This window comes from Dactylosporangium sp. CA-139066, from assembly GCF_050936175.1.
In the GTDB taxonomy this organism is placed as follows: domain Bacteria; phylum Actinomycetota; class Actinomycetes; order Mycobacteriales; family Micromonosporaceae; genus Dactylosporangium.
Genome location: NZ_JBNJNH010000001.1, coordinates 6239845 through 6262237, shown reverse-complemented (window position 1 = coordinate 6262237; position 22393 = coordinate 6239845). Strand labels below are relative to the sequence as shown.

The window sequence follows — 22393 nt, the reverse complement described above, 5'->3', positions numbered from 1 at the left end:
GCTCATTGTGCCAGAGCGGCCCGCTTGCGGTCGGCGAATTCCCGCTCGTCCAGCCGGCCCTCGGCGCGGTCGTTGGCCAGCCGCTGCAGCGCGTCGAGGCGTTCGGCGGTTGCGGCCTCGTCGATCGCCTCGCGCAGCCGATCGAACTCGTCGCGGGTCAGCGTGCCGGCGCTGCGCAGGCGCTGCAGCCGCTCCCAGGTCTCGTCGGACGCCGCGCGCCGGACCGGGCGGACGCCGGCCCGGCGCTCCCCGCGCAGCTGCAGGAGCCCGGCGACGCCGGCCGCGAGACCCATCGGGATGAAGACGCCGGCGATGATGTACGCGCCGAGCCGCGCGTCGGCGGGCACGTCGTCCTGCACCAGCGCCTTGATGAGCACCGCGGTGCCGAGGCCGGCGAAGCCGAGGGTCCACAGCAGCTGGCCGGTGCCGGGGCGGACCAGACCCTGCCGGCTGAGGAAGATGCCGGCGAGCCAGACGAGCAGGCCGAAGATGAGCAGCAGGGTCCAGTAGATCTCGTCGCTCGGGCACTGGCGGGCGCTGACGTACGGGCCGCCGGATACGCAGCTGCCGGTGTTGAGCATCTGGTTCAGCCCGATGCCGAGCGCGGCGAGCCCGACCAGGCCGACAACGATGCTCAGCGCGTCACGAACGCTCGCTCGCATGCGGCGAGGGTTGCATACCGCCCACCGGACCGCACTGTCCGATTGGCGACCGGTCAGGGCCGCAGGCGTTGCGGCATCCACCCCGTGTCCGTGCGGGCGATGGCCCGCTCGGCGGCGAGGAGGTCGGCGGCGGCGCGGCGCAGTGCCGCGCCGGCGACCCGAGTCGGCGGCGTCGCCGGGCACGAGCATCGGGTGGTGCGACTGGCCGCTGACCGCGAGCACCTCCGGGTCGGTGATCTCCGTCCGTGATCTTGCCATCCGCGCCGGGCGCCCGGTTTCGGCGGTGGTTTCGTGGCGTACCGGTGCGGAACGTCACGGGGTCGACATCTTCCGGGCACGAAGGTCTGGCAAAGTGGACGCCGACCCGCCGATGGCGCGGCCCGGGAGGTGAGCGCACGTGACCCGCCTGCTACTGGTCCAGGACGAGCCGAGGGGTGCCCCGGCGCTGGCCGGCCGCCTGCGCGACGAGGGGTTCAGCGTCGAGGTCACCGCCGGGCGGCTGGTCGCCGGGATCGGCCCGCGCCCCGCCGACCTGCTGCTGCTCGACCTGCCGCTGCCCGGCGTGGCGGGCGCCGAGCTGTGCCGGGACCTGCGCACCCGCTCGGCCGCCGGGATCATCGTGCTCGGCGCCGCCCGGGCCGAGCCCGATGCGACCCTCGCCCTCGACTGCGGCGCCGACGACTACCTCCCCAAGCCCTACGGCCTGCGCGAGCTCGTCGCGCGCATCCGGGCCGTCCTGCGCCGCCGCGGGGGTCCCGTGGCGGGCCCGGCGCAGCGGCTGCTGGACGGCGGCCGGATCCAGCTCGACACGGCCGCGCACACCGCGACGCTGGAGGGGCGTCCGATCGAGCTGTCGCTCAAGGAGTTCCAGCTTCTGGAGACCCTGCTGCGCCGCCCCGGGCACACGGTCGCCCGCGACCAGCTCGTGCGCGCGCTGTGGGGCGAGGCCGGCGGCAGCAACGCGCTCAGCGTGCACATCAAGCGCCTCCGGGCCCGGATCGAGCCCGACCCGGCGGTCCCCCGCCATATCGTCACCGTGCGCGGCGTCGGGTACAAGTACCTCGCCTGGCCGCCGGCGCACGACGACCCGGCGGGCGCCGTGCCGCCCGACCTCGACGGCACGCTGCGCGCCGCGCTCGGCTGGCACCTGCCGCCCTCCGGCTGGATGCTCGTCGACGCCCTGGCCCGCGAGATCGCCCGCGCCCTCGACGACGGCCCCGGCGGGGTGCCGCTGGCCGGCCAGCGCCTCGGGCTGCTCGAGCCGGGCCGCGCGATCCCGGCCGGCGCGCCCGCGGCGCAGCCCTGCCCGCCGGACGTGCGGGAACGCCTCCTGGCACTCATCGAAGCGGTCGCGCCGTCCGGGACCACCTGACCAGCGGGTCGCGGCCGGCCGGCTCGGTCCGCCCCGGCCGGTCCGGTGCGCGCACCGGAAGCACTGTGACCAGGTTGAAGATGAGCAGCGCGGCGGTCGGCAGCAGACGGCGAGCGGACCCGCCGCGGCGCGACTCGGCGATGCCGATCGGCGGCGATGCCGAGACCCACGAGGGCGACGGCGAGGCCGGCGCTCGGCGGGATCGGGGGATGCATTCGCGCGACAGACCGCCTAGCCGCCGCAGGGGCCGTCCGGCAGGCTGGGCGGCCGGACGCCCCAGCGGACCAGATACCACGGGTTCTTGCCGTCGACGGTGGCGATGATCCGGTCGCCCGCCACGTCGAGGTCGTTGACCTGGCCGACCGGAAGCCAGTTGACGGTGGACCGCTCGACGACCGCGACCAGGTGGCCCCCCGTCGCGGTGATGCGCAGGGTCGCCTCGCCGGTTCGTCCCGGCGAGCCGGTGTAGGCCGCGGTGCCGTCGGCGGTGATCGTCAGGCTGTCGTCCTGCGCCGCGCAGGTCGACCACCTACCCGCGATCGCCGCCGCCGGGGTGGCCGGCGCCGGCGCGGCGGACGCCGGCGTTACGGCCGGCACGGGCGGCGCGGCCGCCGACGGGCCCGGGTCGCGCGTGATGAGCAGCCCGATGGCCAGGCCGACCGCGACGGCGGGCGGCGTGGCGAACACCGGCAGCGCCCAGGTGCGCCACCACGGTGGACGCGTCTCGTTCGGCACCATGACGACCTCCGCCCCGCAGTATGAACCGGCTGAATCCGGTGTACGGGGTCCGAACGGTTCGATCCGGGCGACGTTCGACCCGGTGGCGCCGTATCGGCCGGGTTATCGGGTCGTGGAGGCGCGGACCCGCAGTTCGCAGGGGACCCGGATCAGCTCGTGGCGCTGCGGCTCGCCGTTGACCGCCGCGAGCAGGCGCTGCCCGGCGACCCGGCCCATCTCCAGCAGGGGGAGGGCGACCGTCGTCAGGGGCGGGCGCTGGTGCACGGCCAGGGCGCCGGTGGCGAGGTCGTCGCTGGCGCAGAAGACGGCGTCGGGCGGGTCGGGGCGGGTCAGCATCGCGTGGGTCAGGCGGTGGCCGTCCTCGGGCGACCAGGACGTCGCGTGGTGTACCAGGGACGGGTCGAGCACCGATCCGGCGGCGCGCAGGGTGGCGGTCACGCCGTCGAGGCGGTCGGCGGTGGCCTCCCAGGAGGCCGGGCCGTTGATGAACCCGATCCGGCGCCGGCCGATGTCCAGCAGGTGCTGCGCGGCCAGGGCGGCGCCGCCGCGGTCGTCGGGCAGGATGCTCGGCACCGGTTCGGACATGCCGTATTCGTACAGGAACACGTACGGCGTGTCCGGCATCGGCAGCGCCGGCCCGGAGCGGGGCCGGACCCGGTTGCCGGACATGATGATGAGCCCGTCGACCTGCCGGTCGAGCAGCCGGCGCAGGTGCTTGCGCTCCTTCTCCGGGTCGCCGTAACTGTTGGCCAGCAGCACTGAGATGTCGTACTCGGAGGCGGCCTCCTCCACGCCGCGCATGAGCGCGGTGGTGAAGATTCCCTCGAGGTCGTCGGTCAGGATCGCGATCGTGTCGGTGGTGCGGGAGCGCAGCCCGCGCGCGACCGTGTTGACCCGGTAGCCGAGCCGGCTGATCGTCTCCAGCACCCGCTGGCGCACCTCCGGGCCCACGTCGGGCCGGTCGTTGAGCACCTTCGACACGGTCGCGGTCGACACCCCGGCGACGGTGGCCACGTCGCGCATGGTGACGCGGGCCGGCGAGCTTCGTGCGGCGGTCACATCGCTCACTCCGCCGCGATGTCGATCGCCCTCATGGTCATCCTGCTGCTGCTCACCACCGTGCAGCTGCTGCTCACGCGGTCCCGGGAGGACTCATGAAAGGCCGCGCCGCGGTGTTCTGGACCGTCGGCGGCCTGCTCGCCCTGCTGTTCGTGGCGCCGCTGGGCCGGCTGGTGCTCGCCTCCTTCAAGAGCAGCGCCGAGTTCGCGCAGACGCCGCCGACGCTGCTGCCCGGGCGCGTCAGCCTGGAGAACTACCGCCGCCTGCCCACCATCACGGTCGTCGACGACACGCTCGACGCCGCGCCCGAGCGGGTCGCGCTGATCGTGCGGGACGCCCACGAGTACGCCGGGAAGTACCTCCAGTAGGAACGCCGTCCCCGGGCGCTTGAGCAACGCCCGGGGACGGACCCCCGGCTATCCCGGCGGCGATTCCCTGATCGGCAGGTCGGCGTGCATGAGCCGGTACATGCCGACGCGGTCGGGCCTGGTCAGCAGGGCCGGGTCCTCCTCGGGCAGCAACTGGGTCGACATGATCGCGCGGATCGCCTCGTGCAGGGCGTCGGCCGTCTCGGCGAGCGACACGACCGTCACCGCGTTGTCGGGCGCGCGCAGCCGCAGCGCCCACACGATGCCGGCGACGTCGCGGACCGCCGGCCACAGCCGCCGCGTGGACGCGAACTGCTCGGCCGCCGCCCACTGCGCCGAGCGCGGCCCGTCGAACGCGGTGACCTGCATGTAGCGCGCCGGTGCGGTACCGCCGCCGGGCCGGGCGTCGATGAGCTGGAACCGGCCGGCGGCCGGGTCCGGCCAGCCGGCGATCATGATGCCGTCGCCGCTGCCGAGCGGGCAGCCGACGAGCGCGCCGAGCGGGTCGCCCGCGGCGGACAGGGCCCGGTCGACCCAGCCGGTGTCCACCGGATGGGCGTCGGGGATCGGGTGCGTGGTGAGATACATACCGCAGAGGCTGCCGGTGTACGCCGGGACGGGCATCGGTACCGCCACTGACACCGGCACTGAATCGCGCGGGCCATACTGACCAGGTGTCCACGACGGATGCCGGCTTCGTCGGCCGGGGACCCGAGCTCGCCGCCCTCGCCGGCCGCCTCGGCACGGACGCGGGCGGCGTCGTGCTGGTCGAAGGGCCCGCCGGCGTCGGCAAGACCGCGCTCGTCGACCACGCGCTGCGCCGGGCCGGCGCCGCGCCGGTGCGCGGGCACTGCCCGGCCGAGCCGGCCCCGCCGCTGTGGCCGTGGCGGGCGGCCCTGCGCCGGGTGGGCCTCGAGGTCGCCGGCGAGGCCGACGTCGAGCCCGGGGCGGCGGCGTCCGCGCGGTTCGCGGCGCTGGCCCGGATGGGCGACGCGCTGCTGGCCGCCGGGCCGGCGGTGGTCGTGCTCGAGGACCTGCACTGGGCCGACGCCGCCTCCTTGGACCTGCTGCACCAGATCGCGCCGGGCGCGGCCGACGCGGGCCTGACGCTCATCGGCACCGTGCGCAGCCCGGCGCCGGAGGAGGCGGCGCTGCGGCTGGCCGCCCTGGCCCGCTACGGCGCCGTCACCGTCGCGCTGGCCCCGTTCACCGTCGACGAGGTGGCCGAGCTGGTCGACCCCGCGGCGGCCGCCGACGTGTACGCGCGCACCGCCGGCCTGCCGCTGCTGGTGTCCGCGGTCCGGGCCGGGCACGGCGCCGGCGACCTGCCGACCGTGGTCCGCACGCTGCTGGCCGCACTGAGCACCGGCCAGCGCGCCGTGATCGAGGCCGCCGCGGTGCTGGGGGAGGAGGTCGACGACGCGCCGCTCGCCGCGGCCCTCGCCGAGGCGGGCACCGCGCCGCCCGGCGCCGTCGCGGACGGCCTGAGCGCCGCCTGGCACGCCGGGCTGCTGGTCGCGGCCGGGCACGGCGGCGGGTACCGCTTCGCCCATGCGCTCGTGCGCGACGGCATCGTCGCGCGGCTGGAGCCCGCGGCCCGCCGGCGCCTGGCCCGGTCGGCCGCGCTGGCGCTCGAGGCCGGCGGCGACGACCATGCGGCCCGCGTCGCCGCGCTGTGGCGGCAGGCCGGCCTCGACGCCGGCTCCCGGCGGGCCGCCGCGGCGTGGTCACGCACGGCCGCGGCGCAGGCCCGGGCCGCGCACGCCTACGACGACGCGGCCGGCCACCTCGCCGACGCCCTCGCCGACCTGTCCAATGTGGATACCGGCCCGGCCGCGCGGGCGGAGCTGCTCATCGAGCTCGGGTGGGCGCAGTACCGCGCCGGGAGGTACGACCGCTGCCTGGAGCACTGCGCCGCGGCGGCCGACGCGGCGGACGAGGCCGGGCGCGGCGACCTCGTGGCGGCCGCCGCGCTGGTGCTGCAGGGCGTGACGTTCGCGCAGGCCGGCAGCGTCATCACCCGGCTGTGCCACCGGGCGCTGGCCTACCCCGGGCTGGCCGACGGGCTGCGCGCCCGCGTCCTGGCCCAGCTGGCCGTGATGACCGCCATCTCCGGCCGGGTCGGCGAGGCCGAGGCGCCGGCCCGCGAGTCGATCGCCCTCGCCACCGCCAGCGGCGACCCGCACGCCGAGATCGACGCCGCCCGCGCCCGCGAGCTCACCCTCCGGCAGGCCGACGCCGGGGAACGCCTGCGCCTCGGCGACCTCGTGGTCGACCGCGCCGAGGCGCTCGGGCAGCCCCTGGCCGCACTCATCGGCCACGAGTGGCGGATGCAGGCGGCGTACCTCGCCGGCCGCCTCGACGTCGTCGAGTCCGCCGCGGCCGCCATCGAGGAGGTCGCCGACCGCTCGCCACTGCCGGTCCTGCGGTGGCACCGCCACCGGGTGCTCGCCAGCCGCGCCGCGCTCGCCGGCCGCTTCCCCGACGCGGCGCGCCACAACCACCGCGCCCTGGCGATCGCCCAGGCGTCCGGCGACCCGACCGCCGTCGGGATGCATTTCGCCCACGGCGTCCACGTCGCCGTGCTGCGCGGCGACCCGGCCGCCCTGCCGGACGGGTACGCCGAAGCCGTCGAGGCCGCCCCGCCGTCGCCGCTCATCGACGTCGGCCGGGCCAACGCGCTGGCGCTGACCGGTGCGCTGCCGGAGGCGCGGGAGGTGTACGACGGGCTGCGCACCCTGCTGTCGGCCCCGGCCGACCACCCCGCCTGGGTCGCCATCCCGATGCAGCTCGTCGACCTCGTCGAGCGCTTCGACGACGCGGCGGCCGCCGAGATGGCCTACCGCCAGCTGCTGCCGTTCCGGGAGTCCCCCGGCGCCATCGGCACCCCGACCGCGTTCTTCCACGGCACCGTGAGCCGCCACCTCGGCCAGTTCGCCGCCGTCTTCGGCGACACCGCCGGCGCGATCGCGCTGCTGCGCGAGGCGCGGGAGCGCAACCGGGCCGTCGGCGCCCGCCCCGACACCGCCCTGACCTGCCTCGCCCTGGCCCGCCTGCTGCGCGGCCGGGGCGGCCCCGACCTGCCCGAGGCGGCGCGCCTCGCGCACGAGGCCCTCGACATCGCGACCCGCCTCGGCATGCCCGGCCCCGCCTCGGCCGCCGGCCGCCTGGCCGCCGGCATCGCCGAGGACCGCGACGGCGCCGACCCGCTGACGGCCCGCGAGCGCGAGATCGCGGCACTGCTGGCCGAGGCGCTCACCAACCGGCAGATCGCGGCCCGCCTGGTGCTGTCGGAGCGCACGATCGAGTCCCACGTGCGCAGCATCCTGGCGAAGACCCGCTGCGCGAACCGCACCGAGTTCGTCGCCCGCTGGTCCGCGTCCCAGCCCTAGCCGGCCGTCGTTGCCGTTGGTGCCCACGACGACCCTGCCGGTCGCCGGCCCGGGCGCGTTCGCGCTGGTTCAGCTCGCGCTGGTGCTCATCCTGACCGGGGCGGCTCTGCGGCGCTCGGCCCGGCCTAGCCCTCCTTGATTGCCGGGCAGTACTTCGACGCCTCCTCGCCGGCCGCGTCCAGCTTGTTCTCGAAGTCCGGGTCGGTGACGCTCTCGACGGTGAGCAGCTTCGCGACGGCGGCGACGAACCCGTCGAGCGCGGCGCGCGCCTTCGGGTCCGCGGCCTTGGCGGTCTCGGCGTTGACGGCCTTGGTGAGCCGCCCGACGAGCGCGTCGGCGTCGGCCTTCGCCTTGTTCTTGGCGGCCTGGTCGCCCTGCATGTTGGCGGTGGTCAGCTCGACGATGACGGTGGCGAGGTTCGTCTTCTCGGCGTCGAGGGCCGCGACGACCTTGGCGCACACCTGCTCGGTACTGGCCCCGCCGGCGCCGCCGCCGGACGTGCCGCCGGACGCGTTCCCGCCCGCGGCCGCGGACGAACCACCGCCCGCGCCGGCCGACGACCCCTGGGACCCGGCCGCCGCGGTGGCGCCGCCGGCGGCCGGCGCGGAGCTCCTGCCGCCCGCGTCGTCCGATCCGCACGCCGCGCCCAGGCCCGCCACCGCGGACAGGGTCAGGACCAGCACCAACCGTCGCACCAGCATGGAGCTCCCCATCTCCTCGCGATCAAGTCAGGCGAGCATAGAGACGCGGCGCGGGGCGGACAACCCGGCCGGCGCCGGGTCACGGGCCGCGCGGGGTGATGAGGCCCGACTCGTACGCGACGATGACGAGCTGCGCGCGGTCGCGGGCGTGCAGCTTCGTCATGGCGCGGTTGATGTGCGTCTTCGCGGTGATCGGGCTGATCGCCATGCGGGCGGCGATCCCGGCGTTGGACAGCCCCTGCGCGGCGAGGACGACGGCCTCGCGTTCGCGGGCGGTCAGGTCGGCCAGCGCGGCGGCGGGCCGGGGGAGCGGGGGCTGGGTGACGTACCGGTCGATGAGCCGGCGGGTGATCGACGGCGCGAGGAGCGCGTCGCCGCGGGCCGCGACCCGCACGGCGTGCAGGAAGTCCTCCGGCCGGATGTCCTTGACGAGGAACCCGGCGGCGCCGGCCCGCAGCGCGTCGAAGACGTACTCGTCCAGCCCGTAGTTGGTCAGCACCACGACGTGCACCGCGGCGAGGTCCGGGTCGGCGGCGATGCGCCGGGTCGCCTCGATGCCGTCGACCACGGGCATCCGCACGTCGATGAGGACCACGTCGGGCCGGTGCCGCCGGGCCAGGGCGACCCCGTCGCCGCCGTCGCCGGCCTCGGCCACGACCTCGATGTCGTCCTCGGCGTCGAGCAGCGCGCGGAACCCGCTGCGGATGAGCGGCTGGTCGTCGACCAGCAGGACGCGGATCACGACCCGAGGGCCACGGGCAGCTCGGCGCGGACCGTGAAGCCGCGCTCCCGGCCGGGCCCGGCCTGCAGCCGGCCGCCCAGGGCGCTGACCCGCTCGCGCATCCCGAGCAGCCCGACGCCGGGCGTCGGCGGCGACTGCGGCGCGGCCCGGCCGTCGTCGTCGACCTGGACGACCACGGCGTCGGCGCGGTACTCGATGCGGACCGCCGCGCTGGTCGCCGCGGCGTGCCGGGCGACGTTGGTCAGCGACTCCTGGACGATCCGGTAGGCGGTGCGCGCCACCGTCGCCGGCACGCCGGCCCGGTCGCCCTCGATCGTCAGGGACGCCTCGAGGCCGCCCGCGCGGGCCCGCTCGACGAGGTCGGGGATGTCGCCGAGCCCGTACGGCGGCTCGCGGTCGTCGTCGCGCAGCGCCTCGAGGGTCGCGCGCAGCTCACGGGACGCCTCGCGGCCGGCATCGCGGATCGCCAGGAGCGCATCGGGCACCGGTTCGCCGCGTTTGCGGGCCACGTGTACCGCGGCCTCGGCCTGGACCTTGATCACCGAGATCTGGTGGGTGAGCGAGTCGTGCAGCTCCCGGGCGATGTGCAGCCGCTCCTCGTCGGCGCGGCGCCGCGCGACCTCCTCGCGGGTGCGCTCGGCCTCCTCGGCGCGGCGTTCGGCCTGGCGCAGCGCCTCCCCGGCCGCCGCGGCGGCGATCAGCCAGGCCAGCTCGAGCACGCCCCGGGCCTCGGTGAGCGCCGCGCCGACCGGCAGCCCCGAGGCCATCGCCGCCAGCGGCAGCGCGACCAGCACCGCGACGCTCGCCACCACGGTGACCGCGCGCCGACCGGCGCGCATCGCGGCGTACACGGCGACGAGATAGGCGACGGCGAACACGTTGAACCCGGCCGCCCGGTAGCCGACGGCGCACGCCCCGGTGACGACCAGGACTGCCACGGGTGCCCGGCGCCGCGCGGCCAGCGCCAGGCCGCCGGCGGCCAGCAGCGCGTAGCCGACCGGCGCGGGGGCGGCGGCGCCCTCGCCGGACAGCCCGGCGACGACCAGGATCGCCGCCGCGCCGGCGGCGATCAGCCAGTCCCCGAGCCCGGTCCGCGCAGCACCCATGCGGGCACCTTAACCGGGTAGGCGGCCCGGCGACTCGTGCGCGCGGACCGCATCCGCCTACTGCGTCCGCAGTAGGTTCCGGCCCGCTGCCACGCCCGCGGCAGCGCGAAATGCCGACGCCGGCACGATGCGCCCGGCCCGGTGCGGCGGTGAGGATCGGCGCCATGACCGATTCCCTGCTGTACGCCGCATCCACCGTCGGTGCGCACACCCTCACCGCCGATCGGCTCCTGGCCACCGCCGGATGGCTGGTGGCGATGGCCGGGGCCGTCGTCGGCGGCCTGGCGCTCGCGGGCCGCCTGGGCCGCTTCACGGCTTACGGGCCGATCGTCGCCCTGGTGGCGGGCGCGGCCGGCGCGGCCGTCGGCGCCGTGGTGCTGCTCACCGCGGACGGCGGCCCGGGCACCGGCAACGGCGTCGTCGGCGGCGCCGCCGCGATCGTCGTCGGGCTCGCCGCCGTCGTCATGGGCGCGCTGGCGCGGGCCCGCTCCCGCCGGGCCGCCTGACGGGCGCGGTTTTGCATCAAATGGATTTGATGTAATGTCGGGGCATGGGGCGCGACCAGCGCGGCGACGCCGCCGAGCCGCCGGCGTTCGTGCAGGCCGCCGGGCATCCGGTGCGATGGCGGCTGCTGGGCGAGCTGGCCCGCAGCGACCGGCAGGTGCACGAGCTCACCGCGTTGCTGGGTGAGCAGCAGAGCCTCGTCTCCTACCACCTCGGCCTGCTGCGCAAGGCGGAGCTGGTCCGGGCCCGCCGCAGCGCCGCCGACGGCCGGGACATCTACTACCGCCTCGATCTCGCCCGCTGCGGCCGGGCGCTCGCCACGGCCGGGGGTGCGCTGCACCCCGGGCTGCGCTACACGCCGCCCGGCGCACCCGCGCCGCGCCCGGCGCGGGTGCTGTTCCTGTGCACGGGCAACAGCTCCCGCTCGCAGATGGCCGAGGCGCTGCTGCGCGCGCGGTCCGGCGGGGTCGTGGCGGCCTGCAGCGCCGGCAGCCGGCCCAAGCCGGTCCATCCCGGCGCGGTGGCGGCGATGGCCGAGCGCGGCGTCGACCTGCGCGGGGCCCGGCCGAAGCACCTCGACGAGTTCGCCGGGGAGCGCTTCACCCACGTGATCACGCTGTGCGACCGGGTCCGGGAGGTCTGCCCCGAGTTTCCCGGGCAGCCGGCGACGGCGCACTGGAGCGTCCCCGACCCGGCCGCCGACCCCGCCGGCCGGCCGGCCTTCGACGCCGTGGCGGACGAGCTCGCCGAGCGGATCGCGTTCCTGCTGCACACCATCGCCGCCGAACCTGCGCTGGAGACGCCATGACCGACGACACCGTCCACGTCCGCTACCTGGTCGACGACGTCCGGGCCGCGATCGACTTCTACACGACGCACCTGGGCTTCACGGCCGGCACCGTGTTCCTGCCGGCGTTCGCCGACGTCCGCCGCGGTCACCTGCGGCTGCTGCTGTCCGGCCCGGCCAGCTCGGCCGGCCGGTCGATGCCCGACGGCCGGACCCCGCACCCGGGCGGCTGGAACCGCATCCACCTGCTCGTCCAGGACATCGACGCCGAGGTGGCCCGGCTGCGCGCCGCCGGCGTGGTGTTCCGCAGCGACGTGATCACCGGCCCCGGCGGCCGGCAGATCGTCCTGGACGACCCGGCCGGCAACCCGGTCGAGCTGTTCCAGCCCGCCGGCGCCTGAATGGCCGGCGACCGGCCCCGCGTGCGTACCGCGACGGGGCCGGGCCGGCCGCCGTCGGCGCGATCCTCGGCTCCGCCGGGACGCTCATCGTGCTCGCCGGTGCCGCCCGGCCCGCGTTGACCGGCGGGGTCAGGGCAGGTCGCCGAAGCAGCGGGCGGCCGTGGCCAGCAGCGCGGCGATCTCCGGGTCGACGAGCCGGTAGATGACGCTGCGGCCGTCCTGGATCCGGTCCACCAGCTGCGCCGCCCGCAGCACCCGCAGGTGCTGCGACGTGAGCGTCTGCGGCGCGCCGGTCGCCTCGACGATCTCGTGGACGTGCAGCTGGTGGTGGGCGATGAGCAGCTCGACGATGGCCAGCCGCAGCGGCGCCGCGAGGGCGCGGAACAGGGCGCTGATTCGTTCGTGGCGATCCGCGTACGGCATCGGCGCTCCTCGACGGCCGGGGTCCGACGCCGACGTTACTCGCTTTGGTTTCCGGCAACGAGTTCCGGTCGGGCAATGTACGGATGCCCGGGCGGACCGGCGGCGCAGGTGGGCGATCAGGCCCCGGCGCGGTGCGGCGATCGCGGACACCGCGAAGCCGGCCGCGGCGAGCAGGCTGATCGCGCCGCCGGCGGCGACGTCCAGGGTGCGGGACAGCAGCAGGCCGCCGATCGCGCTGCCGACCGCGACGAGCACGGCGAACGCGCTCATCGGGGCGATCCGGCCGGTCCACAGCCGGGCGGCGCCGGCCGGGGCCACGACGAGCGCCAGGGTCAGGATGGTGCCGACCGCGGGCGCGGCCGTGGCGACGACGGCCTCGATGAGGACCAGCACGAGCAGGTCGATCGCGCCGGTGCGGTAGCCGGCCGCCCGCGCGCCGGCCGGGTCGAACGCCGTGAACAGCAGCTCCTTGTGCAGGGCGGCGAGCACGAGCCCGACGGCCGCGGTCACGGCGCCCGCGACCGCCAGGTCCCGGCCGTCGACGGTGAGGATGGAGCCGGTGAGGTACGCCGTGAGGTCCTTGGTGAAGCCGTTCTGCGCCGACACCAGGGCGACCCCCAGCGCGAACCCGGCGGCGAGGGCGACCGCGGTGGCGGTGCTCGCGTCGTGGCCGCGCCGGCGGGCGAGTGCGGTGACCGCCAGTGCGGCGAGCACTCCCGCGGCGGCGCCGCCCAGGTACAGGCTGAAGCCGGTGACGGCGGCGATGACGACCCCGGGGAAGGTCGCGTGGGTCATCGCCATGGTGAAGAACGCCTGCCGCCGCAGCACGACCTGCACGCCGATGAGGCCGCAGACGGTACCGACGAGAACGGCCTCGAGCAGGGCGCGGTGGAACGCGAGGGCCTGGTGGCCGTACGTGGCGCGCAGCCGGTCCGGGGTCAGCGTCGAGCCCGTCGGGCCGAAGCCGAACATCTGCCGGTTGAGCAGGCAGGCGTGGTCGGCCACGTGCCGGGCGAGGGTCAGGTCGTGGGTGGAGATGAGCACGGCGGTGCCCTCCTGCTTGCGCTCGGCCAGCACCCGCAGCAGCGCGTCCTGGCTGACCAGGTCGACGCCGTTGAACGGCTCGTCGAGCAGCAGCAGCCGGGGCCGCTGGGCGATCGCCCGGGCGAGCAGCACCCGCTGGCGCTGCCCGCCCGAGAGCGCGCCGAACGTGGCCCGGGCCCGGTCACCCAGCCCGACCTGCTCGAGCGCCTCGGCGGCGATGCGCCGGTCCGCCCGGCCCGGCCGGCGCAGCCAGCCGACCCGCCGGTAGCGGCCCATGAGCACGACCTGGGCGACGGAGACCGGGAACTGCGCGTCGAGGGTGTCGGCCTGCGGCACGTACGCGACGTCGCGCCGGGCCGCGGCGGGCGGGCGCCCGAGCACGGTGACCGTGCCGCCGACGACCGGGACGAGCCCGAGGACCGCCTTGATGAGCGTGGACTTCCCGGCGCCGTTGGGGCCGATGAGCGCGACCACCTCGCCGGCGCCGACGCGGCCGGTGACGCCGGTGAGCACCGGCCCGGCGTCGTAGGCGACGGCCGCGTTCTCGATGCGCAGGGCGTCCACCGCGGGACCGGCCGGCTCAGCCACCGAGGGCCTGCACGATGACGTCGGTGTTGTGCTCCTCCATCTTCAGGTACGTGTCGCCGGCCGAGCCCTCGGGGCCGAGGGTGTCGCCGTAGAGCGCGTCCTCGCCGGCGACGACCTTCACGCCGGCCTGGCGGGCGATCGCCTCCGCGGTCTTCGGCGGCAGCGAGCTCTCCGAGAAGACCGCCTTCGTGCCCGTCTGCTTGATCTTGGCGACGATGTCGTCGACGTCGTGCGCGGACAGCTCGGCCGACGTGTCGAAGCTCGGGATGATCGAGCCGACGAACTCCAGCCGGTAGCGGTCGATGTAGTACCCGAACGCATCGTGGTTGGTGACCAGCTTGCGGTCGCCGGCCGGCAGCTTGCCGATCTTCGCCTGGATGTCGGCGTCGAGCTGGTCCAGCTTCGCGGAGTAGGCGGCGAGGTTCCGCTCGTACACCGCGGCATCGGGGGGGTCGGCGGCCGCGAACGCCTGCTCGATGTTCTGCGCCATGACCTTGGCGTTGCGGGGGTTGTGCCAGATGTGCGGGTCGCCGGCGGCCTGGTCCTCCTCGCCGTTGCCCTGCCGGATCGGCACGCCGGTGCTGGCGTCGACGGTGGCGCCCTTGAAGCCGGCCGAGGCGATGGTCTCGTCGAGCCACTTCTCCAGCCCGACGCCGCTCTTCACCACGACCTTGGCCGCGCCGATCGCGGTGATGTCGGCCGGGGTCGGCTCGTAGTCGTGCGGATCGATGTTGGGCTTGAGGATCTGGGTGACGGTGACGTGGTCGCCGCCGATGTTGCGGGCGAAGTCGGCGACCTGGGTCGTGGTCGCCACGACCGCGAGCCGGCCGCCCGCCCCCGCGGCGGGTGTCGATGCGGCGTCGCCGCATGCGGCGAGGCCCGCTGCGAGGGCGGCGGTGAGGGCGAGCGTCGTGATGAGGCGCCGGAATCGAGGCATGGGCTAGACGGTACTCGTTTTCATTTTCAATACGAGCCATCGCATCGCGATGTACGCATGCCTCCCGGGCTCAGCAGTCGCGCAGCTGCGGCGATTGGTTGAGCAGTTGCCCGCGCGCGGAGACGAACGCCCGGTGCCGCCGGCCGCCGACGGCGGACGGGGCGAAGGCGGCGACGCGGTGGCAGTTCTGGAAGGCGAGCGTCACGCCGAAGTGCCGCTCGAGGCCGCCGCGGATGGCGTCGCTGGCCAGGGCCCGCAGCAGCTGGCCGCGCTCGGCCTCGCTCGGCGGGGGCACGCTGTGGTCGGCGAAGTCGCCGCCGCCCGCGTGCAGGCCGGCCGCCACGGCGCTGATGACTTCCCAGGCGTACGGCAGCGAATCCCGGATGCAGGCGACGAACTCGGCGTCGTCGACCTCGCCGGTCTCGGCCCGTTGCAGCAGGGCGGTGGGGACGTTCAGGGACATGCGTTCCTCCTCGGGTGCGGTGCTCAGCGCGCGGCGGTCGCCGGCGCCATGGTGTATCCGGGCTCGATCTGGGTGGTCAGGTCGGCCCCGGCCCGGGCGTTGCCCCAGGCGAGGGCGTTGCGGGTGTGGAACTCGGCGGCCTGCTCGGCGTACCGCGCCCAGTCCGGCTCGCAGCCGTCGAGCGCGGTGCGCAGCTCGGCCAGGGCCCGCGCGTTGGCCGGCTCCAGCTCGTCGATCGGCAGGAAGCGGCCGCGCTCGGCGGCCCGGACGAACGCGGAGCGGCCGAACCAGCACAGCAGGTCCGCGCCCACCTGCTCGCGCAGGAAGGCCACGTCCTCGGCGTCCTCGACCTTGTTGCCCACGACGGCGAGGCGCACGCCGTAGTCGAGGGCGTAATCGATGTACTGCCGGTAGACGGCGACGCTGCGCACCGTCGGCTCGCACACCAGGAAGGTCAGGTCGAACCGGGTGAACAGCCCTGACGCGAACGAGTCGGCACCGGCGGTCATGTCGACCACGGCGTACTCCCCGGGGCCGCCCGGCATGTGGTTGAGCAGCAGCTCGACCGCGCCGACCTTGGAGTGGTAACAGGCCACCCCGAGGTCGTCGGCGGCGAACGGCCCGGTCACCGCCAGCCGCACCCCGCCGGCGGTGGTGACGAGCCGGTCCCAGAGCGGGTTGGCCTCGCCCACGCGCACGAGCCGCGAGCCCGGGCCGGGCGGCGTCGTCTTGAGCATCGCCGCGGCCGACGCGATGCGCGGGTTGTCCCCGCGGAGGTACTCCTTGATCTCCTCCAGGTGGTCGCCGAGCGCGGGCCGGCGCTCGCTCTCCCCGGGGTCGGCGCCCAGCGCGACCGCCAGGTGCTGGTTGATGTCGGCGTCGAAGGCCAGGACCCGGTCGGCGTCCCGGGTCGCGAGGTATCGGCAGAAGAGGGCGGACAGGGTGGTCTTGCCGCTACCGCCCTTGCCCACGAAGGCAGCTTTCACGCCTTGTTGGTATCGGTTTTCATTTCCAGAGTCAAGCGGACCCGCCGGGGTCGCCACCGCGCGCGACGACGGTCAGCCACGACGGACAACCTTCGATATCATCGGGCTTCACGGACGCGGGGGCGGAGATGGCAGGCGAGTCAACGACCGAATCGATCATCGAGTCGAGGCACGGATCCGGGCCGGGCGGCCGGCGTGCGGCACTGGCGGCGGCGGTCGTCGTGGTGGTCGCCGCCGTCGTGGGCATCGTGCTCTGGCGCTCCTCCGGGGACGCGGCCGAGCCCGGCGCATCGGCGTCACCCGGGCCGAGGCCCTCGGAGCTGTATGCGACCGACGGCACGACGCTCATCGCGCGGTTCGGCACCGACGATCCCCGCGACACCTGCCTGCGGGTGCCGGTCAACGACTGGGGCTACTACTGCGACTACGTCGTCACGTGGTGGCAGGCGCAGGACGCCTTCGGCACCGGCCCGGCCCAGCGCCTCGATCGGCTGCGCCACGGCGGGTACCGCATCACCGGCTCCCTCGACGCGCGGCTGCAGGCCGGGGCGAAGCAGCGGGTCGACCAGGCCGTGCCGGTCAGCGACCCGAAGGTGTTCTCGCTGGCCACGATCGAGCCCGGCACCGGCCTGGTCCGGGCGATGGCCGTGAACCGCAACTTCCGCCGGCCGCCGTCGCCGAGCTCGGCCGGCCCGGACCAGCCGGTGCGGCGGCCGGCCGGCCCCGACCTGGTGGACCCGCTCGTCGCCGGCGACGCCGATACGCCCGGCGACGAGGCCGGCGCCCCCTTCATGATGTTCACGCTGGCCGCGGCGCTGGAGTCCGGTCTGACGCTGGACCACGCGATCGACACGCAGCGGGTGTACGAGTCGAAGTACGTCATCGACCCACAGAGCCCGGCCGCCTGCCACGGCGGCCATTGGTGTCCCGCCAACACCGGCGACCCGGCGTACCTGTCGGGCCGCCGCACCATGTGGGACGCGTTCGGCCACGCGGTGGTGACGTACTTCGTGGCGCTGCAGGAGCGCATCGGCGCCGACAAGGCGGTCGCCATGGCCGGGCGGCTGGGCATCGCCTTCCGCAGCCAGGCGGACCAGCACCTCAGCGAGCCCCAGGTCAGCGCGCAGTGGGGCGCGTTCACCCTCGGCGTCTCGTCGACCACCGCCCTGGACCTCGCCAACGCCTACGCCACCCTGGCCGCCGACGGCACCCGCTGCGACCCGCTCCCCGTCGCCGGGGTCACCGACGCCGCCGGCCGCCCGGCGCCCGGCATCGCCCCGCACTGCGAGCCGGTCCTGCGCCCCGAGCTGGCCCGTGCCGCGATCGACGCCGGCCGCTGCCCGCTCGGCGACCTCTCGGCGTTCGGCGACCGCTGCGGCGCCGGTGCCGTCCCGGCCGCGACGGTGCGCGACGCCGTGGGGCGCCCGGTGTCCGGCCAGTCCGGCAGCACCCGCCGAACCTTCTCGGTGGTGGTCGCCGCGCCGCAGCTGGCCACGGCGGGCATGATCGCGCCGGCGCCGGGAACGAACAGCGGCGAGGTCCAGATCGCCGCCGGCGTGCCGGCTGCCGCCGTCGGCACGGTCGCCGGTGTCGAACGCGACGGCCTGGCCCCACTGCCGTCCCGCGACTTCACCGCCCCGCCGCGCGAGGTCGCCATCGCGCCCTGACGACCGGCCAGGTATCGACGAACGAGGTACACCGCGCTGGATCGCCGTCGGCCGGTATGGAGCGGACCGTCAGGGCTGTCCCGTGCGCAGCGTGACGAAGAGCGCGTCGCCCTCGGCGCACAGTGTGTCCTCGTCGCGCAGCTCGGCGCGCAGGAAGCGCTTGCGGCCCTCAACCCGGTCGGTCCAGGCGGTGAAGGTCAGCGGCCGGTCGATGCGCACGACCGAGCGGTAGTTCGTCGTGAGGTACGCCGTGCGCGACGGCGGCATGCCCTCGGCGTTGGCCAGCCAGCCGAACAGCTCGTCGAAGAGCAGCGGGATCGTGCCCCCGTGGGCGGCACCGCGGCCGCCGAGGAAGAAGTTGCTGAAGGACGCCCGGCCGGCCAGCCGCTCCGGCGGCGCCGCCTCGTCGACCACGTACCACGGCGTGGTCGCCTGGCCCGCCGCCGCGAGCGCGGGGGAGCGGCCGTAGTGGCGGCGGCTCTCCTCGACCGCGTCCTGGCGCAGGTCCTCGGTCCACCGGGCGAGGTCGTGCTGCAGGCGCTCGCTGGACCGCTCGTCGGGTGCGGCGCCGGCGAGGGCGTCCAGGAAGTCCCGGAGCCGGCTGACGACAGCGTCGTGCTGCGCCAACGAGGCCCTAGCGTTCACGGTCACGACGCCTCCTCGAAGTCATGCCGGCGGCCCCGGCGAGGGCGTCCAGGAAGTCCCGGAGCCGGCTGACGACAGCGTCGTGCTGCGCCAACGAGGCTCTAGCGTTCACGGTCACGACGCCTCCTCGAAGTCATGCCGGAAGTCTATCAAGCGTTTGCTTGACCGCGGTCCGGCCCGCGCCCTAGGGTCCAGTGATCGGCGGGCGGTCTTCCGGGCCGCTGCGCGCCCGGAAGGGGTGAGGCATCGATGATCGATCCAGGTCTGGCGGCCGTCGGCGCGGTCGTCACGGGCGCCGGTGCGGGGATCGGGCGGGCGGTCGCCGAGGACCTCGCCCGCCACGGCGCCCGGCTGCTGCTCGTAGCGCGCCGCACGGGCCCGCTCGAGGAGACCGCCGAACGCATCGTGGCCGCGGGCGGGGCTCCTCCGGTGGTGCTGTCGAGCGACCTTGCCGCACCGGACGCCGCGCGCCACATCGCGGACGCCGCGCGGTCCGAGCTGGGCAGTATCGGGATCCTGGTGAACAATGCCGGTCAGGCCGACCCGCCCGGCGCCGAGCTCGACGAGGCGGGCTGGCACCGCTCCTTCGAGCTGAACTTCCACGTCAAGCGCCGCCTCGCCGAGCAGCTACGGCCCGCCCTCGAGGCCAGCGGCCGTGGGCGCGTGGTGAACCTTGTCGGTCTGCTCGAACCCACCGTCGTCTCCGCCGCGCAGGCCGCGATCGCCGCCTGCCGGCTGTGGTCCAAGGCGTACTCGCGCGAGGTGGCCGCGGCCGGCGTGACCGTCAACTGCGTGGCGCCGGGGCGCATCGACAGCGAGCAGCTGCGTCGGCACTTCCCGACCCCGGACTCCCGCGAGCAGTACGCCGCCGCCTATGTCCCGGCGCGCCGGTTCGGCGAGCCGGGGGAGGCGGCGGCGCTGGTCACGTTCCTCTGCTCGGCGGGGGCGTCCTACCTCACCGGCCAGACCATCGCGGTCGACGGCGGGCTGCAGCGCCAAGCCTGATCGCGAAGCGCCTCAGCCGCGGGCGTACCGCTCGAACCGCTCCGGAACCTCCTCGGCGCCGACCGACTTCACGCCGGCGACTCGCACGCGCCGCTCACGGATGCGCCAGCGGTCTCCCTCGTCCACGAGGGAGTCCTCGTAGTTGCCCCACACGTGGAACTGCAGATCCGAGTTGGTGTTCTGGTGGAACGCGTAGACGTAGGTGATCGTCTGCGCGCGACCCGGCCCGAGCTCGAGGTAGCTGATCGTGGAGCAGTGGTGGTTGGTCGCGGTGTAGCGGCCGGTCGCCGCCCGGAACAGGTCGGCGAGGGCGGCCCGGCCACGGGTGACGTTGCCGTGCCCGTAGTCGAAGGCGGCGTCCTCGGTGAACAGGTCCAGCAGCAGGTCGATGTCGACGCGGTCCACCCCGCGGCTGTAGGCGTGCAGGGTGTCCGCGATCCGCGCGCGGTCGCGCAGCTCCGCGAGTACGGCGTCGGTCATGGCTCCTCCATCGGGTCGTTGCTCAGGACTGGGGTGGTGCGGGCGGCTCGGCGAAGCCGGCGAGGATGCCGCGGATGCGGTCGGGGTCGCCGCTCGGCCAGCCGTAGTACGACGAGACGCGGTCGAGGCGTCCGGCGAACCGCTCGCGGCACAGCCGGGGCATGTCTTCCGGGGTGCCGACGAGGGCGATGTGCCCCAGCAGCGTGTCGTCGACGAGGTCGCCCATCTCGGCCCAGCGGCCCGCGCGCGACATCGTCTGCAGCTCGCCCTGCAGATCGCCGTACCCGACGCTGTCGAGCACGGCCCGGTAGGCGGGGGTGGAGGCGTAGAACGCGATCTGCTCGCGGGTCTTGCCGGTGTACTCGGCGATCTCTTCCTCGGTGTCCCCCATGACCATGAACAGCGGCGCGTAGAGCTCCACGTCCGTGCGGGACCGGCCGGCCGCCGACAGGCCCTTGTCCAGGGCGGGCAGGGTCACCCCGTCGAGGTACGCGATGGTGGTCATGCCGTGCAGCAGCAGGCCGTCGCACAGCTCGCCGCCGAGCTCGGTCATCTTCCCCCCGACCGCGGCGATCATCTTCGGGATGCGGTACTCGTGGTGGTGCGGCGTGAAGACCGGCGTCATCAGCGTGTGCTCGTAGTGCGGTCCCCGGTAGTCGAGCCGGGAGCCGTCCCGCCAGGCGGTGAAGATCGCGTCGAGCGCCTGCAGGAAGTCGCGCATGCGGGCCACCGGGGCGCTCCACGGCATCGAGAACCGGCGCTCGATGTGCGCCTGGATCTGGCTGCCGAGCCCGAGGATGAACCGGCCCTCCGACATGGCGGCCAGGTCCCACGCGAGGTACGCCGTGGACATGGGATTGCGGGCGAAGGCGACCGCGATCGCGGTGCCGACGGTCACCTCGCGGGTCGTCAGCAGGGCCGCCTGGGACTGCAGGAAGGCGTCGGTGACGCTCTCGCTGGCCCACACGCCGTCGAAGCCCTGGGCCTCCGCCTCGGCGGCCACCGGTCCGCACGCGGCGGCCGAGGCCCCGATCATTCCCATGTCGATCTTCATCGTGCGTCCTTCGGTAGGTGGAGAACCCGTTCGCCGATGGCGTTCTTGAGGATCTCGTCGGTGCCGCCGCCGACCCGCAGGCCCGGAAGGCCCAGGGTCAGCTCCGACCATGCGTAGGTGCCCCACTCGCCGGTGTCGGCGACGTGCGCGGCGCCGAGCAGGTCTGCGGCCACGTCGCTCATCGTGCGCAGCAGGTCGGTGGCGAGCAGCTTGCTCAGGGCCAGCTCCGGGCCGGGGGGTCCGCCTCCTTCGAGGAACCTCGCCGTCGTCAGCCGCGCCGCCCAGGCGCGTACGACCACCTGGGCGACGGCGTCGCGGGTCCGCTCGTCGGCCGGATCGCCGGCGTGGCGGGCGAGGTCGATCAGCCGCTGCACGAGGGCCTCGTCCACGCCGACCTCGGTGCCGATGGCGGACCGCTCGTTGAGCAGCGAGGTCACGACGACCGGCCAGCCCTCGTCGACACCGCCGATCCGCCGCTCGTCGGGTACGAAGACGTCGGTCAGGAACACCTCGTCGAACGATGCGCCGCCCGTGAGCTGGCGGATGGGCCGGATCTCGATGCCGGGGCTGTCGAGGTCGACCAGGAAGGTGGTGAGGCCCGCGTGCTTGGGCTTGTCCGGCGACGTGCGGGCGATGCACAGCCCGACGTCGCTGTAGTGCGCCCCGGAGCTCCAGACCTTCTGCCCGGTGAGGCGCCAGCCGCCGCCGTCACGCACCGCCCGGGTGGACAGGCCGGCCAGGTCGGAGCCGGCGCCGGGCTCCGAGTAGAGCTGGCAGGCGATCATCTCGGCCGAGCGCAGCCGGGCGAGCCACGCCCGCTGGTGCTCGGGGGTGCCGTGCACGAGCAGCGTGGGGGTGAGCGTGGAGACGCTGAACCGGACGTAGGCGTCGTCGGGGAGCTCGAACTGCGACTCGAGCTCGCGCAGCGCCGCGGCGTACTCGGGCGGCAGCCCACGCCCACCGAACTCGGTGGGGCCGTCGACCCAGCCCAGGCCGTGCTCGACGAGGTGAGCCCGGTATCGGCGCAGCGCCGCCAACTCCTCCGCTTCGCCCTCGGAGCGCTCGGCGACGACCGAGACCCGGTCCTCGCCGACCTCCCACCGCGCGCCTTCCCCGGTCCTGCGGCGCGCGAAAGCGCTCAGCACGTCGATCGCCTCGGCGCGGAACTCCTCGATGCTGGGAGCCGCTCTCTGCTCGGCCATGACCCTCCCTCACGCGTGCCACCCGAAGTCTCTTCACGCACTTTTTCGGCCGCTGGCAGACGGTTGC

The 22393-nt window shown here is 75.2% G+C and carries 23 protein-coding genes; 8 read left to right on the top strand and 15 right to left on the bottom strand.

Annotated features, from left to right (window positions below; translation table 11 throughout):
* Positions 1-2: 2 nt before the first annotated feature.
* Positions 3-662 carry a hypothetical protein gene (locus ACQEVU_RS28715; RefSeq protein ID WP_433328872.1) on the bottom strand — a complete coding sequence of 220 codons (660 nt, stop codon included), beginning with the start codon at positions 660-662 and terminating at the stop codon, positions 3-5.
* Positions 663-1059: 397 nt separating this feature from the next.
* Between ACQEVU_RS28715 and ACQEVU_RS28710 the strand changes: the two genes are divergently transcribed.
* Positions 1060-2034 (top strand): CATRA system-associated protein, encoded by a 975-nt coding sequence (locus tag ACQEVU_RS28710; RefSeq protein WP_433328870.1) that lies wholly within the window; start codon positions 1060-1062, stop codon positions 2032-2034.
* Positions 2035-2265: 231 nt separating this feature from the next.
* Here the strand turns inward: ACQEVU_RS28710 and ACQEVU_RS28705 are convergent, their stop codons facing one another.
* Positions 2266-2772 (bottom strand): hypothetical protein, encoded by a 507-nt coding sequence (locus ACQEVU_RS28705; protein ID WP_433328868.1) that lies wholly within the window; start codon positions 2770-2772, stop codon positions 2266-2268.
* Positions 2773-2874: 102 nt separating this feature from the next.
* A complete protein-coding gene (locus tag ACQEVU_RS28700) occupies positions 2875-3831 on the bottom strand; it encodes a LacI family DNA-binding transcriptional regulator (RefSeq protein ID WP_433328866.1) in 957 nt (318 codons plus the stop codon).
* Between the two features lie 95 nt (positions 3832-3926).
* On the opposite strand from ACQEVU_RS28700, the gene ACQEVU_RS28695 reads away from it, so the two are divergent.
* A complete protein-coding gene (locus ACQEVU_RS28695; RefSeq protein ID WP_433328864.1) occupies positions 3927-4199 on the top strand; it encodes a hypothetical protein in 273 nt (90 codons plus the stop codon).
* Positions 4200-4247: 48 nt separating this feature from the next.
* Here the strand turns inward: ACQEVU_RS28695 and ACQEVU_RS28690 are convergent, their stop codons facing one another.
* On the bottom strand, positions 4248-4787 hold the full coding sequence (locus ACQEVU_RS28690) for a hypothetical protein (RefSeq protein WP_433328862.1): 540 nt from the start codon (positions 4785-4787) through the stop codon (positions 4248-4250).
* A gap of 86 nt (positions 4788-4873) precedes the next feature.
* On the opposite strand from ACQEVU_RS28690, the gene ACQEVU_RS28685 reads away from it, so the two are divergent.
* On the top strand, positions 4874-7591 hold the full coding sequence (locus tag ACQEVU_RS28685) for an AAA family ATPase (RefSeq protein ID WP_433328860.1): 2718 nt from the start codon (positions 4874-4876) through the stop codon (positions 7589-7591).
* Positions 7592-7716: 125 nt separating this feature from the next.
* Here ACQEVU_RS28685 and ACQEVU_RS28680 read toward each other — a convergent pair whose 3' ends face one another.
* The 3 genes from ACQEVU_RS28680 to ACQEVU_RS28670 form a co-directional block, all read right to left on the bottom strand.
* Positions 7717-8292 carry a hypothetical protein gene (locus ACQEVU_RS28680; protein WP_433328858.1) on the bottom strand — a complete coding sequence of 192 codons (576 nt, stop codon included), beginning with the start codon at positions 8290-8292 and terminating at the stop codon, positions 7717-7719.
* Positions 8293-8371: 79 nt separating this feature from the next.
* Positions 8372-9034 (bottom strand): response regulator, encoded by a 663-nt coding sequence (locus tag ACQEVU_RS28675; protein ID WP_433328856.1) that lies wholly within the window; start codon positions 9032-9034, stop codon positions 8372-8374.
* On the bottom strand, positions 9031-10140 hold the full coding sequence (locus ACQEVU_RS28670) for a sensor histidine kinase (protein WP_433328854.1): 1110 nt from the start codon (positions 10138-10140) through the stop codon (positions 9031-9033). Before ACQEVU_RS28670 ends, ACQEVU_RS28675 begins: the two co-directional genes overlap by 4 nt.
* Before the next feature lie 164 nt (positions 10141-10304).
* Here ACQEVU_RS28670 and ACQEVU_RS28665 point away from each other — a divergent pair, with 164 nt between their 5' ends.
* From ACQEVU_RS28665 to ACQEVU_RS28655, 3 genes are read left to right on the top strand one after another with little or no spacing between them, the layout of a single operon-like run.
* Complete coding sequence (locus tag ACQEVU_RS28665) at positions 10305-10646, top strand: DUF6223 family protein (protein WP_433328852.1); 342 nt, start codon at positions 10305-10307, stop codon at positions 10644-10646.
* Between the two features lie 44 nt (positions 10647-10690).
* Positions 10691-11452, top strand: a complete 762-nt coding sequence (locus ACQEVU_RS28660) for an ArsR family transcriptional regulator (RefSeq protein WP_433328850.1) — start codon at positions 10691-10693, stop codon at positions 11450-11452.
* Positions 11449-11832 carry a VOC family protein gene (locus ACQEVU_RS28655; RefSeq protein ID WP_433328848.1) on the top strand — a complete coding sequence of 128 codons (384 nt, stop codon included), beginning with the start codon at positions 11449-11451 and terminating at the stop codon, positions 11830-11832. The genes ACQEVU_RS28660 and ACQEVU_RS28655 overlap by 4 nt, the downstream gene beginning before the upstream one ends.
* A gap of 129 nt (positions 11833-11961) precedes the next feature.
* On the opposite strand, the gene ACQEVU_RS28650 is transcribed toward ACQEVU_RS28655, so the two are convergent.
* The 4 genes from ACQEVU_RS28650 to ACQEVU_RS28635 all read right to left on the bottom strand — a co-directional run bounded on the left by ACQEVU_RS28650 (position 11962) and on the right by ACQEVU_RS28635 (position 16273).
* A complete protein-coding gene (locus ACQEVU_RS28650; protein WP_433328846.1) occupies positions 11962-13887 on the bottom strand; it encodes a metalloregulator ArsR/SmtB family transcription factor in 1926 nt (641 codons plus the stop codon).
* Positions 13880-14824, bottom strand: coding sequence for a metal ABC transporter substrate-binding protein (locus ACQEVU_RS28645; protein WP_433328844.1), 945 nt, complete (start codon positions 14822-14824; stop codon positions 13880-13882). Before ACQEVU_RS28645 ends, ACQEVU_RS28650 begins: the two co-directional genes overlap by 8 nt.
* Positions 14825-14894: 70 nt before the next feature.
* Entirely contained in the window at positions 14895-15287 is a 393-nt protein-coding gene (locus ACQEVU_RS28640) for an SCO5389 family protein (protein WP_433328843.1), read from the bottom strand.
* 23 nt (positions 15288-15310) lie between these two features.
* The gene (locus ACQEVU_RS28635; RefSeq protein ID WP_433328841.1) at positions 15311-16273 is read right to left on the bottom strand and encodes an ATP-binding protein; all 963 of its coding nucleotides are present in this window, start codon (positions 16271-16273) and stop codon (positions 15311-15313) included.
* A gap of 128 nt (positions 16274-16401) precedes the next feature.
* On the opposite strand from ACQEVU_RS28635, the gene ACQEVU_RS28630 reads away from it, so the two are divergent.
* On the top strand, positions 16402-17940 hold the full coding sequence (locus tag ACQEVU_RS28630; protein WP_433328839.1) for a penicillin-binding transpeptidase domain-containing protein: 1539 nt from the start codon (positions 16402-16404) through the stop codon (positions 17938-17940).
* Positions 17941-18009: 69 nt separating this feature from the next.
* On the opposite strand, the gene ACQEVU_RS28625 is transcribed toward ACQEVU_RS28630, so the two are convergent.
* The gene (locus tag ACQEVU_RS28625; RefSeq protein WP_433328837.1) at positions 18010-18591 is read right to left on the bottom strand and encodes a PaaI family thioesterase; all 582 of its coding nucleotides are present in this window, start codon (positions 18589-18591) and stop codon (positions 18010-18012) included.
* Between the two features lie 243 nt (positions 18592-18834).
* Here ACQEVU_RS28625 and ACQEVU_RS28620 point away from each other — a divergent pair, with 243 nt between their 5' ends.
* On the top strand, positions 18835-19590 hold the full coding sequence (locus ACQEVU_RS28620) for an SDR family NAD(P)-dependent oxidoreductase (protein WP_433328835.1): 756 nt from the start codon (positions 18835-18837) through the stop codon (positions 19588-19590).
* A gap of 12 nt (positions 19591-19602) precedes the next feature.
* Here the strand turns inward: ACQEVU_RS28620 and ACQEVU_RS28615 are convergent, their stop codons facing one another.
* The 3 genes from ACQEVU_RS28615 to ACQEVU_RS28605 are packed head-to-tail and all read right to left on the bottom strand — an operon-like array spanning position 19603 to position 22326.
* Positions 19603-20070: a nuclear transport factor 2 family protein gene (locus ACQEVU_RS28615; RefSeq protein ID WP_433328833.1), complete on the bottom strand. Its 468-nt coding sequence runs from the start codon at positions 20068-20070 to the stop codon at positions 19603-19605.
* A gap of 22 nt (positions 20071-20092) precedes the next feature.
* A complete protein-coding gene (locus ACQEVU_RS28610; protein WP_433328831.1) occupies positions 20093-21124 on the bottom strand; it encodes a TIGR03617 family F420-dependent LLM class oxidoreductase in 1032 nt (343 codons plus the stop codon).
* Positions 21121-22326, bottom strand: coding sequence for an acyl-CoA dehydrogenase family protein (locus ACQEVU_RS28605; RefSeq protein ID WP_433328829.1), 1206 nt, complete (start codon positions 22324-22326; stop codon positions 21121-21123). Before ACQEVU_RS28605 ends, ACQEVU_RS28610 begins: the two co-directional genes overlap by 4 nt.
* Between the last annotated feature and the right edge of the window lie 67 nt (positions 22327-22393).